General features: G+C 40.9%; 14 protein-coding genes. 8 read left to right on the top strand and 6 right to left on the bottom strand.

The window, feature by feature from the left end:
• Positions 1-57: 57 nt before the first annotated feature.
• Positions 58-2,139 carry a TonB-dependent hemoglobin/transferrin/lactoferrin family receptor gene (locus AAEY62_RS15100; protein WP_350635258.1) on the bottom strand — a complete coding sequence of 694 codons (2,082 nt, stop codon included), beginning with the start codon at positions 2,137-2,139 and terminating at the stop codon, positions 58-60.
• 139 nt (positions 2,140-2,278) lie between these two features.
• Between AAEY62_RS15100 and AAEY62_RS15105 the strand changes: the two genes are divergently transcribed.
• Genes AAEY62_RS15105 through AAEY62_RS15120 form a run of 4 tightly spaced genes read left to right on the top strand, consistent with a single transcriptional unit; the run spans position 2,279 to position 5,638 of the window.
• Entirely contained in the window at positions 2,279-3,088 is an 810-nt protein-coding gene (locus AAEY62_RS15105; RefSeq protein ID WP_350635260.1) for a heme/hemin ABC transporter substrate-binding protein, read from the top strand.
• Positions 3,085-4,137 carry a FecCD family ABC transporter permease gene (locus AAEY62_RS15110; protein ID WP_350635262.1) on the top strand — a complete coding sequence of 351 codons (1,053 nt, stop codon included), beginning with the start codon at positions 3,085-3,087 and terminating at the stop codon, positions 4,135-4,137. Before AAEY62_RS15105 ends, AAEY62_RS15110 begins: the two co-directional genes overlap by 4 nt.
• On the top strand, positions 4,134-4,922 hold the full coding sequence (locus tag AAEY62_RS15115; RefSeq protein WP_350635264.1) for a heme ABC transporter ATP-binding protein: 789 nt from the start codon (positions 4,134-4,136) through the stop codon (positions 4,920-4,922). Before AAEY62_RS15110 ends, AAEY62_RS15115 begins: the two co-directional genes overlap by 4 nt.
• A complete protein-coding gene (locus AAEY62_RS15120) occupies positions 4,919-5,638 on the top strand; it encodes a HugZ family pyridoxamine 5'-phosphate oxidase (RefSeq protein WP_350635266.1) in 720 nt (239 codons plus the stop codon). The genes AAEY62_RS15115 and AAEY62_RS15120 overlap by 4 nt, the downstream gene beginning before the upstream one ends.
• A 66-nt stretch (positions 5,639-5,704) precedes the next feature.
• On the opposite strand, the gene AAEY62_RS15125 is transcribed toward AAEY62_RS15120, so the two are convergent.
• Complete coding sequence (locus AAEY62_RS15125) at positions 5,705-6,646, bottom strand: ChaN family lipoprotein (RefSeq protein ID WP_350635268.1); 942 nt, start codon at positions 6,644-6,646, stop codon at positions 5,705-5,707.
• 725 nt (positions 6,647-7,371) lie between these two features.
• Between AAEY62_RS15125 and AAEY62_RS15130 the strand changes: the two genes are divergently transcribed.
• Positions 7,372-7,752, top strand: coding sequence for a hypothetical protein (locus tag AAEY62_RS15130; protein WP_007583654.1), 381 nt, complete (start codon positions 7,372-7,374; stop codon positions 7,750-7,752).
• Positions 7,753-7,978: 226 nt separating this feature from the next.
• Here AAEY62_RS15130 and AAEY62_RS15135 read toward each other — a convergent pair whose 3' ends face one another.
• A complete protein-coding gene (locus AAEY62_RS15135; RefSeq protein WP_007583656.1) occupies positions 7,979-8,479 on the bottom strand; it encodes a lactoylglutathione lyase family protein in 501 nt (166 codons plus the stop codon).
• 114 nt (positions 8,480-8,593) lie between these two features.
• On the opposite strand from AAEY62_RS15135, the gene AAEY62_RS15140 reads away from it, so the two are divergent.
• Entirely contained in the window at positions 8,594-9,469 is an 876-nt protein-coding gene (locus AAEY62_RS15140; protein ID WP_222713190.1) for a LysR family transcriptional regulator, read from the top strand.
• 61 nt (positions 9,470-9,530) lie between these two features.
• Here the strand turns inward: AAEY62_RS15140 and AAEY62_RS15145 are convergent, their stop codons facing one another.
• Both AAEY62_RS15145 and AAEY62_RS15150 read right to left on the bottom strand, forming a co-directional pair.
• A complete protein-coding gene (locus tag AAEY62_RS15145) occupies positions 9,531-10,208 on the bottom strand; it encodes a haloacid dehalogenase type II (protein WP_002959247.1) in 678 nt (225 codons plus the stop codon).
• Positions 10,209-10,288: 80 nt separating this feature from the next.
• Entirely contained in the window at positions 10,289-11,065 is a 777-nt protein-coding gene (locus tag AAEY62_RS15150; protein WP_350635270.1) for a DODA-type extradiol aromatic ring-opening family dioxygenase, read from the bottom strand.
• Positions 11,066-11,171: 106 nt separating this feature from the next.
• Between AAEY62_RS15150 and AAEY62_RS15155 the strand changes: the two genes are divergently transcribed.
• Positions 11,172-12,074, top strand: coding sequence for a LysR family transcriptional regulator (locus AAEY62_RS15155; protein ID WP_007583663.1), 903 nt, complete (start codon positions 11,172-11,174; stop codon positions 12,072-12,074).
• A 36-nt stretch (positions 12,075-12,110) separates the two neighbouring features.
• Here the strand turns inward: AAEY62_RS15155 and AAEY62_RS15160 are convergent, their stop codons facing one another.
• On the bottom strand, positions 12,111-12,992 hold the full coding sequence (locus tag AAEY62_RS15160) for a LysR family transcriptional regulator (protein ID WP_350635272.1): 882 nt from the start codon (positions 12,990-12,992) through the stop codon (positions 12,111-12,113).
• A gap of 90 nt (positions 12,993-13,082) precedes the next feature.
• On the opposite strand from AAEY62_RS15160, the gene AAEY62_RS15165 reads away from it, so the two are divergent.
• On the top strand, positions 13,083-13,511 hold the full coding sequence (locus AAEY62_RS15165; protein ID WP_350635274.1) for a PACE efflux transporter: 429 nt from the start codon (positions 13,083-13,085) through the stop codon (positions 13,509-13,511).
• The last annotated feature ends 164 nt before the right edge of the window (positions 13,512-13,675 follow it).

Here is a 13,675-nt window from a genome sequence, read left to right on the forward strand (position 1 = left end):
GTGGCAGGCAAACGCTGCATACCCATGCAGCGTTTATTGCCATTTGTTTAGCCCTAATTAAAACTGATAGCTTACCCTTGCTGAAAAGTTACGCCCAGGTTGGGTGTATTGGCTAAAATCAGCACTTTGCGATTGACCTGCAATCAACTCAAAAGGTACATATTCTTTATCGAGCAAGTTAAGTACACCTACATTTAGCTGCCACGCTTGCCATTCGTAGTTTGCGTATAAATCAACAACGCCGTAGCCATGCCCTTGCGTAGTTTTATCATCGTTTGCATCAAGTACTACATCCGATTGCGATTTAGCTAAACGCAACGCAGCGGTCCAGTTAATATTACCCAGTTCTGTACTTAACAATATTGAGCCGTTTAACGGGCTAATACTGGTAAGTGGCTGATCGGTTTCTTTGTTTTCACCATCAACATAGGCTACGTTTGCCTCTAGTAGTATATTTTCAGCGACATACATGGCAATTCCGGCTTCCACACCGCTTATTTGTGTTTCGCTAATATTTTGGTACTGATACAGCGTTTTGTTTACGCCAGGAATGTACGTTGGCTCAACACCCACTACGGCGGTTTCTATAAAGTCATCGTATGCTGCATAAAAAGCACTTAAATTTACGCTAATTTCGCTGCTGGCGTATCTTAGCCCAAGCTCAAACGAATCACTGCTTTCAGGGTCTAAATCGGCGTTTGGTAATATTTGATAAAACGGTTCAACGCCGTGACTTTGATAGGCTTGGTCGTGTGGTGGTATTTTAAAGCCTCGTACGTATTGCCCGTACAACGATAAGTTATCATCCACTTGGTATATAACACCTAGCTTAGGCGAAAAAGCAGATTCGGTAATATCACCAAGCTGCGCATCGGCGTATAGCTCATCATTTTTAGCCTCTAGGGTGTAGTAATCATATCGCACACCCGCAATAACCGACCACGCGCTATTATTAAACGAGATACTGTCTTGTACATAAGCGCCAATTAAAGAGGTATCAGCCCCCGGGAATGCTTTTTGTTTTTGGTCTGTAAAATCAACAGTGCCATCGGCTAAAATACGGGTTTTAAAACGTGGGCGGGTGGTGTCGTATAAGTCTATATCAATCCCGTATACCACTTCATGATCGGCACCCTCTGCGTTAAACCCTTTATTAAATACCGCTTTTAAACCTAAAATATTTTGCTCAAAACGATAGTCGTTATAATCGGTGTAGGTGCTTGCGCCACTAATTTGATCGCTTTGTTGCTCGTAACTACTATAAGACACTTGCCCGTACCATTTATCAAACGCAGCGGTTGCTACTTCTGAATGGTAATCGAGCGCCAGTGACCAACTCGTGTCATCTTCTTCGGTTTCTTGAACAGCGGGGGTTATTACTTGCTCAGTTGTTTGGTTAAAGTAATCAAGGGTGTATTTAAGTGTGCGTTTTTCATCAAGCTGTTGCTCAAATTTAACTAATAAAGCGTCCGACTTAGCATCATAACCGGGCAAGTTTTCGTCGTAGTTTTGTACTTCTTCGCTATCGCGGTGGCTATACACGGCGCTTACTGCAAAGTCGCCTAAGTCTTTTGCAGCAGTAATATCGGCGGCAACTTGGTTACTTTGACCTTGATACCCCAGCGCCATTTTTACAAAGCTGCTGTTATTTTTTAAATAATCACTTGGATCTTTAGTGGTTATAACCACAATGCCACCAAGTGCATCAGAGCCATATAATGACGATGCAGCACCTTTGGCTACTTCTACTTGTTTTACACCTGCTACGTCAAAATAATTACGGCCAACTAAATAGCCCCCTCCACCTGCATAACCATCGTTGGTGCGTCGGCCATCTTTTATAAATACAACCCGGTTACCACCAACACCACGTACTGTAAGTGTTTGCGCGCCTGCGCCACTGCCTGTCGTTGCAATGCTTGGGTCGTACTTAAACATGGTTTGTAAATCTACAGCTAGCTGACGCTCTATGTCTTGCTCGGTAATAACAGTGACGGAGCCTGTTACATCTTTAAGCTTTTGCTCAAAGCGCGAGCCACTTACAACAATATGATCGTCAATTATGTTTTCGGCAATGGCAGTGCCCGAGCCGAGTAGTAAGGTTGCTATAGCAGTAAATCTAAACGCAGAGGGATTCATTTCAACTCCAAATGATAATAGTTATTATTTATGGCGGAGATGTTACAACTAAGTCAAAATAAGATCAATTAATTATGATAATCATTTTCATTTAGATTTAACTAGTTATAATAGCCAAAAAATAAAACCGGAGTGTGTAATGAAATACCTATTTATATTGTTTGCTTTAATGGCCCAATCTGCACTTGCACAAGAGCGCGTTATTAGCGCTGGCGGCACCCTTACTGAAATAATTTATGCGCTAGGCAAACAAAATACCCTTGTAGCTGTTGATCAATCGAGCATGTACCCGCACCAAGCCACGCAATTACCGCAAGTGGGCTATTATCGCGATTTAGCGGCAGAAGGCGTACTTTCAATGCGTCCAACCAGCTTGTTAGCGCTTGAAGGCGCAGGGCGAAGCCAAGCACTTAAGCAAATTGAGGCAACAGGGGTTAAGCTAATTCATTATAAAAAGCCCACCTCAGTTAATGAGCTACTTGATCTAATTAAACGCCTTGGTACCGACTTAAACGCCAAGCAAGAAGCGCAATCACTTATTACGCACATTACAAACTCATTACCTGAAAAAGCAAAACAACAAACGCACAGTGCACTATTTTTACTCTCAGCTAATGAGCGCGGGCTTGTTGCTGCAGGGCAAGAAACCGTCCCTAATTTATTATTTAGCTATGCGGGCATTACTAATATAGGCGCTACACATTCAGGCTTTAAAGTAATTAATACCGAAGTACTTGCTGTAAATCAGCCTGACTTTTTAGTAGCCCCAGCCCACGTTGTACAAAGCCTTGGCGGCAAGCAGGCTTTTTGTAAGCAACCGAACCTACGCTTATTAAAAGCTGCGCAAAGCTGTAACTTACTTGTAATGGATAGCCTGCTTTCGCTTGGCATGTCGCCGCGTATAGCCACAGCAATTAATGAGCTTAACGAGTATAAAACCCGCTTATGAACACCCTAACATTGAGCCGTTTTAACCCTTTAACACTTAGCCAAACCCATAAATGGATGCTATTAGCCTCTGTGTGTATTTTTGCTTTGGCGCTACTTAGCATGGGGTACGGGCCAGCAGGGTGGGATTGGCGTTTAGCCATTGCTTGGCTTGCGCCCGAGCACTTTAATCAGTTTGATGCGCTGCAAATAAATGTCGTAATGCAAATACGTTTGCCACGCTTTGTCCTTGCAGTGCTTGTAGGGTTGGTGCTTGCCCAAACAGGCGCGTCAACGCAAGCGCTGTGCCGCAACCCATTGGCCGACCCATCTATTATTGGCATTAGTGCAGGTGCGGCTATGGTTGCTGTGGCGTTTATAGCACTTAGCGCGCAGTTTAATTTTAACGCGCAGTTGTATTTACCTTATGCGTCGTTTTTAGGGGCGCTTGGTGTTACCTCGCTGGTATATTTTATTGCTAAGCAGCAAGGGCAAATTAATATCACCACACTTATATTGGTGGGGGTTGCTATTAACGCATTAGCATTTGCGGTTATTGGGCTACTGAGCTTTTTTGCCGATGACAGTGCATTACGATTAATAAATTACTGGACCATGGGCTCATTAGGCGGAGCAAGCTGGAGTACGATTATTCAAGCTTTGCCATTACTGCTTATTAGCCTAGTTGGGCTATGGCGATTAAAAAATCCCATGAACTTACTCCTTATTGGCGAGTCACAAGCTCAGTACCTAGGAGTAGACACCAACAAGCTTAAATTATATGTAATTATACTTGTTGCATTGGGTGTTGGGGCGGTTGTAGCGCTTACTGGTTTAATAGGGTTTGTTGGTTTAGTAGTCCCGCATATTGCCCGATTAATGGTGGGGCCGCATTTACGTAATATGCTGCCGCTTTGTATGCTAATTGGCGTAGTGGTATTGCTACTTTCTGACTGGCTAGCACGCATTGTGATCATGCCATCAGAGCTACCCATTGGCATTATTACTGCATTATTGGGTGCGCCATTGTTTATTTATTTAATAGTGAAAAATAAGCGAGGTTGGTCATGATCACGTTTAACAACCTAAGCGTTGGCTTTGATAATCACAGCATTTTAAACGCTATTAATGGCAGCGCTAAACAAGGGCAACTTGTAGCACTACTTGGTGAAAATGGCGCAGGTAAGTCTACCTTGCTGCATACCTTAGCAGGTATGCATTCCTTTACAGGCAGTGTACTTTTTAATGCTAAGCCGCTGGCCTATCACGCTAAAAAACGCCTAGCCAAACAGCGCGCAGTCATGATGCAAGCAAACCACGTAGGGTTTGATTTTACTGTATTTGAGCTTATTGCAATGGGCCGCTACCCGTATGTAGAGTCATTAAAAATGCAAAGCGAAAAAGTAAATAAATACGCCGCTATTATGGATTTAAGCCATTATTTAACTCGCCGCGTAAGTGCGCTTTCGGGCGGAGAGCAACAACGTGTGCATATGGCGCGCACTTTGGCGCAACTAAACGCCTTTACACAATCGGCCGAGCCAAAACTAATGCTGCTCGACGAGCCTACATCAGCACTTGATATGCGCCATCAACATGCTTTGCTCAGCTGCGTTAAAGCATTTGTAGAGCAGGGTAACAGCGCCATTATTGCAATACACGATCTAAATTTGGCCAGCCTTTATGCGTCCGACGCTATTTTACTGCACAACAAAAAAGTGCTGCAAAGTGGGCCTATAAACACCGTATTAACTGAACAAAACTTACAACAAATGTACGCCATGAAACTGCACGTAAATCCTCATCCTTATAACGATGCACCCATGGTTTTTTCTCAACGTCAGGAGTTTTTATGAGAGAGCAAGCGTTAAACGATGCACGCACATTGGTTTACAAAACCAATGCTGGTGTCATGTCGACCATTTCTAATAATTTACGCGGTTACCCGTTTGGCTCAGTAACCCCCTATATGTGCGACGAACAAGGCCGTGTTTACTTTTTTATTAGCGATATAGCCCAGCACACTAAAAATCTAAAGCACGACTCTCGTATGAGCCTAACTGTATATGATGCCGCCGACTACGGCGATCAAAACGAGCACGGGCGGGTAACGCTTGTAGGCGATGGCTCTGTTGTGCCAAGTGAGCAAGCACACACTTTACTTAATAACTATATTGCCCTATACCCCGAAGCCGCTAGCTATCGCAACGCGCACGACTTTCAATTATGGCAATTAGACGTAGTGCGAGTGCGTTACATTGGCGGGTTTGGCAAAATATTTTGGCTTGAACAAACCGAGTGGCAAAACGAGGCAAAAGCCTGGGACGAAAGCCAACAGAAAAGCATGATTAACCATATGAATGAAGATCACCAAGATGCTATGTCGCTCATATTAATGCAGCACTACGGCGTAGCTGATAACACCCCAATAATGAGCGGCTTATTACCCACTGGCTTTTATATACAAAGCCAAAAGCGTAACTACTTTATTAACTTTAAAACCCAGTGCCACAGCCCGTTAGAGGTACGTAAAGCGCTGGTTGAGCTAACCAATCAAGCCCGAAATAACTAAACTAAATACATGACGACATAGTTAACCTGAGCCCTGGTTAAGAGATTCACTAACTATGTCGTTATTTTATAAGCAAGCTGTTTGCTCGCCTCGCTCACTTCGCTTGCCTAACGCTTTAAAAGCGGCTTGCTGATGTTCTTTTTGCACATAACGAGGAGGCAAAGGGTTAACCTGCAACTGATATCCATTTTGATTAGCTTGCACACTTGTTACCGGCGATATCCACACAACATTTAGCTCTGGCGCTAAACGCTTAATAACGCGCGCTATACCTTCGCCATTTTTCACATGAAAATCGCCCGCTATATGCATTACCTGCGCATCTTTATGATTATTTAAATAGTTAACGATAGACTCCCCCATGGTTTCATCCCAGGTAACTTGCGCTGCATAATAGTTTTCGTTTTGACTTGGCGTACCATGGTGCATCGAGGTCATAAAACGTTGCTTGTAATCACTGGGGGACGTATCAATAGTGGCTGCAATATAGCTTTGCTGTGTTTCATCAAGTTCATTTAGGTAACTTATGCCTTGCCTGCCAATACAGGTGACTATATTTTTAGGGGCATTTGCAGCGATTACATCGCTATTGTTCGTTTTTGCCAGCTCTACCAGCGCACGGTAATCACTTTTGTAGTTAGGCCACGCTTGGGTGTTGTCAATTAAGTATTGCTCACCAATTTCACCCTTAACATACTGGTTTAAAATAGGCTGATCCGCGCGGCTAAATTGTTCAAGCGACAGGGCAGTGCGTTTATTGACTCTACTTAATTGCTCAAATAACTCAGCCTGAAATAAATGCACACCCGGGTGCGTATGCCATTCACCCACTAAAACCACATCGGCATTTAATAGCGTGGGCTCTAATAAGACAGAGCTAACAGGCTTTGCTTGTGCATTATAAAGCGCAGTATAATAAAGCGATGAGCTTTTATCAGGCGGCACAGTTGTTGTGCTACAACCACTCAAACCCATAACTAATGCCAGAGTTAACATAGACTTTTTCATACACACCTTTAAAACCCTTTAATGCAAATAATTATCAATATCATATACTTGTAATACCTATTAAGCCAGCCAAACTGCTGCTTACTTACATAATCAAGGAAATGAGCGAAACGCGCATTTATATGCCTTAACTTTGCTTGTAAATATTAAATAGCTTTTGATAGCAATGCCTTAGGTAATTTGTTAAAACTGTATAAAGTAGAAGCATGAGCGTGACATCGGCAGAAGTATGCTCGATTCGCGGCCTATAAAATTGTTAGATGTTAAATGGAGTTCTATAAAGCATCCACTTTTTAGTGAAAACATGGAAGATGGTTTTAGCCTATTCTTACTAAAATTTTCAGAATCAAGAAGCTGTCTCTTATTTGGTACCTCAGCTCTTTTGTTATTTATATTTGCAAGTCAAAACACCAGTTTTATGAGTTTCCTTAATGAACACTGGTTTGGTAACATTCTTCAGATTTTATGTGTAATTGGAGCTTTATTAAGTTGGTTTTCAGCACAAGCACATTCATATAAAAATGGACACTTTAAACTAGTAGCTTCCATATTCTTACTTTGGCCCATTAGCTATATACACTTGTTTTATATACAGTTAACTAAAAAACCTAACGTAAATATCAAATGAAAAAATTATAGTTGGCTGTTTTTTGTTCCTAAAACCATTTTGGTCAACTATATTTTTCCGCTTATGTAAGCGTTAGGCACTGGAGAAGGTTTAATAGATGGAACCAAATTATTCAGAATATTCTATTACTGAATTGCAAGAAGCTATCACGTCTATTGATAGGGCTTTGTACCCTGAACGCTTTGAGCTATTAAAAGCCGAACTATTAAATAGAGACGAGGAAGAGCATGATGCTTCTCAATTAGTAAGTCTTTCATCAAAGGACTTACTTATTAAGCTCAGCAATGCATTTTTTGTAATTCCGTTGATGATCTATATAGGAATAGATGCACTTAATAGCGGTGAAATACTCCTTAAAGGAGGAGCTATATCAAAAAATGAAAACTTTATATTATTTACATTAAGCGTAATATTTTGTTTTTTAATCTCAGCGGTACTGACATGTAGCCTGTTTGTGGATAAGAGCAAAAGTTCCTGACAAATACATTATGTCGTTCATAAATTCACTAGGACACAGTTCGATTGGTAGTGTTTTTCTGGAGGTTGATAATATTTTCAACTCAGGGCAAAACATGCTGCACAAGCTAAGCAAAAACAAGTTATAGAGAATAAGAAGACGGTGAAGTGTATTTAAAAACTCTATAACTGAAACAAAAAGGCCGCAGTAATAAATACTGCGGTCTTTGTTTTTAGCTAAGTGCTATTTAGTAAGCGCCTGCGCTGTAAATAAGCTCGTAGCTGTGGCTGTAAATTTCAAGGATGTTACCAAACGGGTCTTCCATGTAGATCATGCGGTACGGCTTTTCACCCGGGTAGTAATAACGAGGGGCTTGCATACGTTTTTTACCGCCAGCTTCTACAATACGCTCGGCTAAACCTTCTACATCAGGGTCTTGAACACAAAAATGAAAGATGCCTGTTTTCCAGTATTCAAAATTGTCTTTTGGGTTTTCTTGGTTTTTAAATTCGAAAATTTCGACACCAATACGATCCCCTGTAGATAGGTGCGCAATTTTAAACTTTTCCCACTTTTCGCCAAATACTTCTGTGCACATTTCGCCAATTGGGCTTTTGTCTTCGGTAATTAAAGTGGGTTCCATTATTGTGTACCAACCCATAACCTTAGTGTAAAACTCGACTGCTTTTTCAACGTCGGGAACCGAAATACCAATGTGCGAAAAACTACGTGGATATGTATGACTCATAATGCTTCCTCTTTAACTTGTGACTTATCTTGTGACTAGTTGATGGAGTTAGTTTACGAATCGACCAACATTAAGTAAAATTATCATTAATCATCATTTTGAGTACGTTTTGTAATGATAAATCCAACATGGTTAAATACGTTTTGTACTTTGGTTGAGGTAAATCATTTTACCCAAACCGCTGAGCGCCTTTATATGACCCAATCTGGTGTAAGTCAGCACATTAAAAAGCTAGAGCAACAAGTTAACTGCGCTTTGCTTGAGCGCCATGGTAAGCAGTTTTCGCTCACCCCTCAGGGTCAAAACTTATATCAGCAGGGCAGCCTACTTCTTAAAGATTGGCAGTTTTTAGAACAACAATTAAAAGATGATTCGTCGTACAGCGGAGCGGTAAAGATTCAATCTCCGGGCAGTTGTGGTTTAAAGTTTTATAATCAATTATTAGCACTGCAATCTGAGCATAAAGAGCTGATTATTGATTACCGCTTTGCGCCCAATGTAAGTGTTGAACAAGCTGTAGCAAACCACAGTGCCGACATTGGGTTTTTAACTCAAGCTCCAACATTTAGCGAACTAACCAGCCATAAAATAAGCCAAGAGCCACTACTACTTGTAACGCCTGCAGGTATAAACATGCCTAATTGGCAAACCCTGTGTGAGCTAGGGTTTATTGCTCATCCCGATGCAAGCCATCATGCGCAGCTACTACTAAGCGAAAACTACAGTGAGTTTGAGCATATTGACCAAATAAGACGTACGGGATTTTCTAACCAAATTAGTTTAATACTAGAACCAGTAAGTTTAGGGTTGGGCTTTACGGTATTACCTGCTCATGCTGTTGGCGCATTCAATAAGCCCGCGCTTATTAAAACGCATCATTTAGAATGTCCGGTTAGTGAATCTATTTATGTGTGCCATCACCGAAATAGGCCGTTGGCAAAACGTATGAATACAGTGATTGAGCTAATAAAGGCGGGAGTAAATAGTTAAAACGTAAACCCCCTTTACACCCACGGCACTTAATACCATAGGCAAAAGGGGGGACAGAAAATTAGTTAACGCTTTCTAATTTTGCTTTTAAATCGAGTAAGTCGGTTGCAATCGTATTTGGCTGTATTTCCCACGGATCGAAGATTGATTCTTTAGATCGTTGAATCCACGCCGCGCGCATGCCGTGCGATATGGCACCGGTTACATCAAACGGGTTACTTGATACAAGCCACGTGTTTGCGCCTGTTGAATTAGTTTCGCGTAAAAAGTGGCTATAAACCCCTGGGTTTGGTTTAAAGGTTTTAACGTCGTCGGCACTTACTACCCCTTCAAAAAGCTCACTAATGCCAGCGGTTTCTAATAAGGTATGAACTGCGTCGGCAGCTCCGTTTGAAAATGCAAACAAACGGTAATCCTTCGCCTTTAATTGCTCAAGGCCTGCTTTTACATCATCGAACGCAGGAAGCGTTTTATAAAGCTCTAGCAGTTGCCCCTTTTGATCTTCACTTAGCTCGGTTTTGTGCGCTAAGCAGGCATAATCGAGTGCGTGTTTTGTACATAGCGAGAAAGGAATATAATTTTGCATTAATCCACGTCTAAATGAATACTCTAATTGCTTTTCGCGCCATGTATTTGAAAATGCTTGGGCGTTATCGCCAATCATGTCGTCGAGTAAGGACAGTACGCCGTGAGTGTTTATTAGCGTACCGTATACGTCAAATGCAAGTGTAGTTGCCATGTTTGCTCCGTAATAAAATAAATTAAGTTGGTTTTAGAGTACTTGCTTACAGCTTAACTTAATTTGAACGAACGCTCAAATTAATAAAACTTATAAGCATCGAGTGCTAAAATATCCATTTCTATACCTTCATGTATTTTTTTGGCTTTACCGTCACTACTTCCAAGCGCTGCAAAAAGAGGTAAAAAGTGCTCCTGGGTAGGGTGATTAAATAAAGCATAGGGTGCTTCATTTAAATAGTTAAGTAACGCTTGGGTGTTTTGCGCTATTAATTTTTGCTCAACCCAATGAGTAAACTCATTAACCATTTGAACACGATTAGGTGTAGCAGGGCTTTTAAATATTTCACGTAGATTGTGACTAATACCGCCGGAGCCAATAATTAATACGTTATCGCTGCGCAGTGGTGCAAGTAACTGTCCGTATTTATACATCGCCTGAGCGCCTAAACGCGTGTTAATAGACACCTGAACAATGGGAATATTAGCTGTTGGGTACATTAAGCGCAGCGGGATCCACACACCATGATCCCACCCTTGATCTGCACTTTTCACCGTTTTAATACCCGCTTTGTAAAAGTACTCACTAATAGTATTAGCAAGCTTAGTGTCTCCTGGTGCTGGGTATTGAATTTCATACAGGGGCTTGGGGAAGTTATAAAAGTCGTGAATAGTATGCGGCGCATCTCCGGATGTAATAACTATATCGTGCGCTTCATCAAAGTGGGCAGAAAACACCACAATAGCACGAGGCTTACTAAGCGTTTGACCTAATGATGCAAGAAAATCTGACGTAGCCGATTGCTGAACAGCCATCATTGGCGAGCCGTGAGATATAAATAAAGCAGGCTGAGTCATACTAAAACCTTAAACAAGTAGATGCGTTATAAACACTATATAAGTTTCTATTTTGACGATAAATATGATACTTATTTATACATTATCAACAAAGCATTGTTAAAAAATGGATAAGCTCACCACCATGAAGACCTTTTTAGCCGTTGTGCAAGAAGGATCGTTTTCAAAAGCGGCCGATAAACTCGATATTTCGCCGCAGTTAGTCAGCAAATATATTTCTGCATTGGAAGATAATCTACGCACGCGTTTATTACATCGTACAACGCGAAAAGTAAGTGTTACAGAGGCTGGAAATCAGTATTATCAGCGTTGTCAGCAGGTGGTTATTGATATTGAAGACATGGAAAACTCACTAAACAACTTAAGCGAAAATGTATCGGGTGTGCTTAGTATTAGTGCGCCTATGTCGTTTGGTACTAAGCATTTAGCAGGTTTGTTGGTTGATTTTCAAAAGCAGTATCCAAATTTAAAGTTAGATTTACGGCTCACAGACCAATATGTAGATATAGTAGAGCAGGGTATTGATATTGCTCTGCGCATTGGCGTATTAAAAAACTCAACGTTGATAGCTAAAAAAATTGCCCCTATACGTTTAGCTGTATTTGCGTCACCCGACTATTTAGAACGCCATGGCACGCCACAAACGCTTTTAGATTTACAGTCACATAATTATTTACGCTATTCCCACAGCGAGCCCACAAAACGATTATTTGGAGTTAATGAGTTAAAAAGCGAGCTAAAGCTTGAAAGTAACTTTGTGGCTAACAATGGTGATTTGCTACTAAATACAGCCATTGCGGGTGGTGGTATTGCTATGCAGCCCACATTTATTGCTGGCGAAGCGCTGGCTCAAGGCAAAGTAGTGCGCATTTTAAATGACTACGAACCCGACCCAATGGGACTGTATATGGTGTACGCTAACAGACAGTTTTTACCGAGCAAAGTACGTGCATTTGTTGATTTTACAAGTGACTTTTATGGCGATACACCTTACTGGGATTTAGCGTAATAAAAAGTAAACCGCCTAACAGGCATTATATAAAAGCTAAATTTTTAAAAAATTCCGTAGTAAATTTCTTAGTACTTTAAACACCTCTTGATTACTGTGTTGCTGATGCTGTAATACATCAACATTAGCCAACCAACCCATTTCTTCAAACTCAAGAGGAAGTTTAACCAGCTCACCACTTTGTACTGCATCTACAGCTACATGGTTTGGTAATAAGCACCACCCGTTACCTTGTATTGCTAGCTCGAGTAATACAAAGTAATTATCGGCATACCAAATCTCTGGGCTAATTTTTAGCTGAAAGCTACTTGTTTGCGTATTGCGAGAACGAAGAAGAAGTTGTCGATGTAGCCGAAGGCCATCCATATTTTCACATCTGATCCCCGCTAAAGGGTGCGATTTAGCAACATATAAATCAAATTTTACCGATCCAATACATTCATAGTCTAAGTAGCTCGGTATATTTAATTCACTAAAAATAATACCCGTTATAGGCTTTTCGCTGTTTAGCATGTCAATTATGTCATGGCTGGATGCACTTAAAAACTCAAGCGATACGTAAGGATACTTACTTTGTAGCTTGCTAATAATACTCGCGATAGTTTTAAACGGGATCCCTTCGTCAAGTGCGATAGTGATTTCGGTTGGTGTTTTTTCGTTTAGTGCTAATGCAGAGTTTGTTAATCGCTGGTGTTGATTAAGCACGGCCTTAGCCTGGGGTAGTAACTGTTTACCGGCTTCGGTTAATTGTGGATAGCGCCCTGTGCGCTCAAATAATGTCGCATTACAGTCTATTTCTAAATTAATAATATGCTGGCTTATTACCGACTGCGCTTTACTTAAACTACGCGCTGCGGCCGAAAACGATCCAGCCTCAACGGTAGCCACAAATGCTTGAAGCTGTTCAATACTAAACATATCGCTTTTCCCGATACTAAGTAACTAACACATATCTTTATAATGAATGAAAATACAGCCATCGTCATCAACTTAAGAAGTTATTTATATATGAACACAGCAGAACGTATTTTTCAGGCACTAATATTTGAGATGATAGCATTATCTTTTGTTGTACCTGCATCAGTTTATTTTGGTGGGTTTGCAACAGGAAAAATGGCAATAGTAGGTATTGGTTTATCAGTCTTCGCCATGCTTTGGAATTACATTTACAACATAGTGTTTGATAAAATAGTTGGGCATAACCGAATCGAGCGAGGTTTAGTAACCCGCATTACGCATGCATGTGGCTTTGAGCTGGGTATGTTAGTAATAACGCTGCCAATACTTGCTTGGTATTTAAATATTACATGGCTAGCCGCTACAGCATTAGAAGCTGGCTTTTTAGTTTTTATACTCATATACACGTATATTTTTAATGTGTTGTACGATAAGTACCAACCTTACAAAAAATGGGTTAATAAATCGCAATGTGCTTGATATTTTTAAGTTTATAAAAGCAACGTTGTGGAGTATTGAGATCGTTTTGGCAAAAGCGCAATGGCAATGGCAATGGCAATAAATAACGGTAAATGTGGCTTTTAATTAAACCAATTAGCACTGCTCAATTGACTAAGTAGTGCTAATTTACCGGCTAACTGTAA

Origin of the sequence: Pseudoalteromonas sp. GW168-MNA-CIBAN-0100 (assembly GCF_040309225.1) — a bacterium.
Lineage (GTDB): Bacteria > Pseudomonadota > Gammaproteobacteria > Enterobacterales > Alteromonadaceae > Pseudoalteromonas > Pseudoalteromonas arctica.

What these genes read in the sequence shown, in the direction of transcription:
- AAEY62_RS15130 (WP_007583654.1), top strand. Translation starts at nt 7,372, where the DNA reads ATGGAACCAAATTATTCAGAATATTCTATTACTGAATTGCAAGAAGCT.
- AAEY62_RS15100 (WP_350635258.1), bottom strand. Translation starts at nt 2,139, where the DNA reads ATGAATCCCTCTGCGTTTAGATTTACTGCTATAGCAACCTTACTACTC.
- AAEY62_RS15135 (WP_007583656.1), bottom strand. Translation starts at nt 8,479, where the DNA reads ATGAGTCATACATATCCACGTAGTTTTTCGCACATTGGTATTTCGGTT.
- AAEY62_RS15105 (WP_350635260.1), top strand. Translation starts at nt 2,279, where the DNA reads ATGAAATACCTATTTATATTGTTTGCTTTAATGGCCCAATCTGCACTT.
- AAEY62_RS15155 (WP_007583663.1), top strand. Translation starts at nt 11,172, where the DNA reads ATGGATAAGCTCACCACCATGAAGACCTTTTTAGCCGTTGTGCAAGAA.
- AAEY62_RS15160 (WP_350635272.1), bottom strand. Translation starts at nt 12,992, where the DNA reads ATGTTTAGTATTGAACAGCTTCAAGCATTTGTGGCTACCGTTGAGGCT.
- AAEY62_RS15165 (WP_350635274.1), top strand. Translation starts at nt 13,083, where the DNA reads ATGAACACAGCAGAACGTATTTTTCAGGCACTAATATTTGAGATGATA.
- AAEY62_RS15120 (WP_350635266.1), top strand. Translation starts at nt 4,919, where the DNA reads ATGAGAGAGCAAGCGTTAAACGATGCACGCACATTGGTTTACAAAACC.
- AAEY62_RS15145 (WP_002959247.1), bottom strand. Translation starts at nt 10,208, where the DNA reads ATGGCAACTACACTTGCATTTGACGTATACGGTACGCTAATAAACACT.
- AAEY62_RS15110 (WP_350635262.1), top strand. Translation starts at nt 3,085, where the DNA reads ATGAACACCCTAACATTGAGCCGTTTTAACCCTTTAACACTTAGCCAA.
- AAEY62_RS15150 (WP_350635270.1), bottom strand. Translation starts at nt 11,065, where the DNA reads ATGACTCAGCCTGCTTTATTTATATCTCACGGCTCGCCAATGATGGCT.
- AAEY62_RS15125 (WP_350635268.1), bottom strand. Translation starts at nt 6,646, where the DNA reads ATGAAAAAGTCTATGTTAACTCTGGCATTAGTTATGGGTTTGAGTGGT.
- AAEY62_RS15115 (WP_350635264.1), top strand. Translation starts at nt 4,134, where the DNA reads ATGATCACGTTTAACAACCTAAGCGTTGGCTTTGATAATCACAGCATT.
- AAEY62_RS15140 (WP_222713190.1), top strand. Translation starts at nt 8,594, where the DNA reads ATGATAAATCCAACATGGTTAAATACGTTTTGTACTTTGGTTGAGGTA.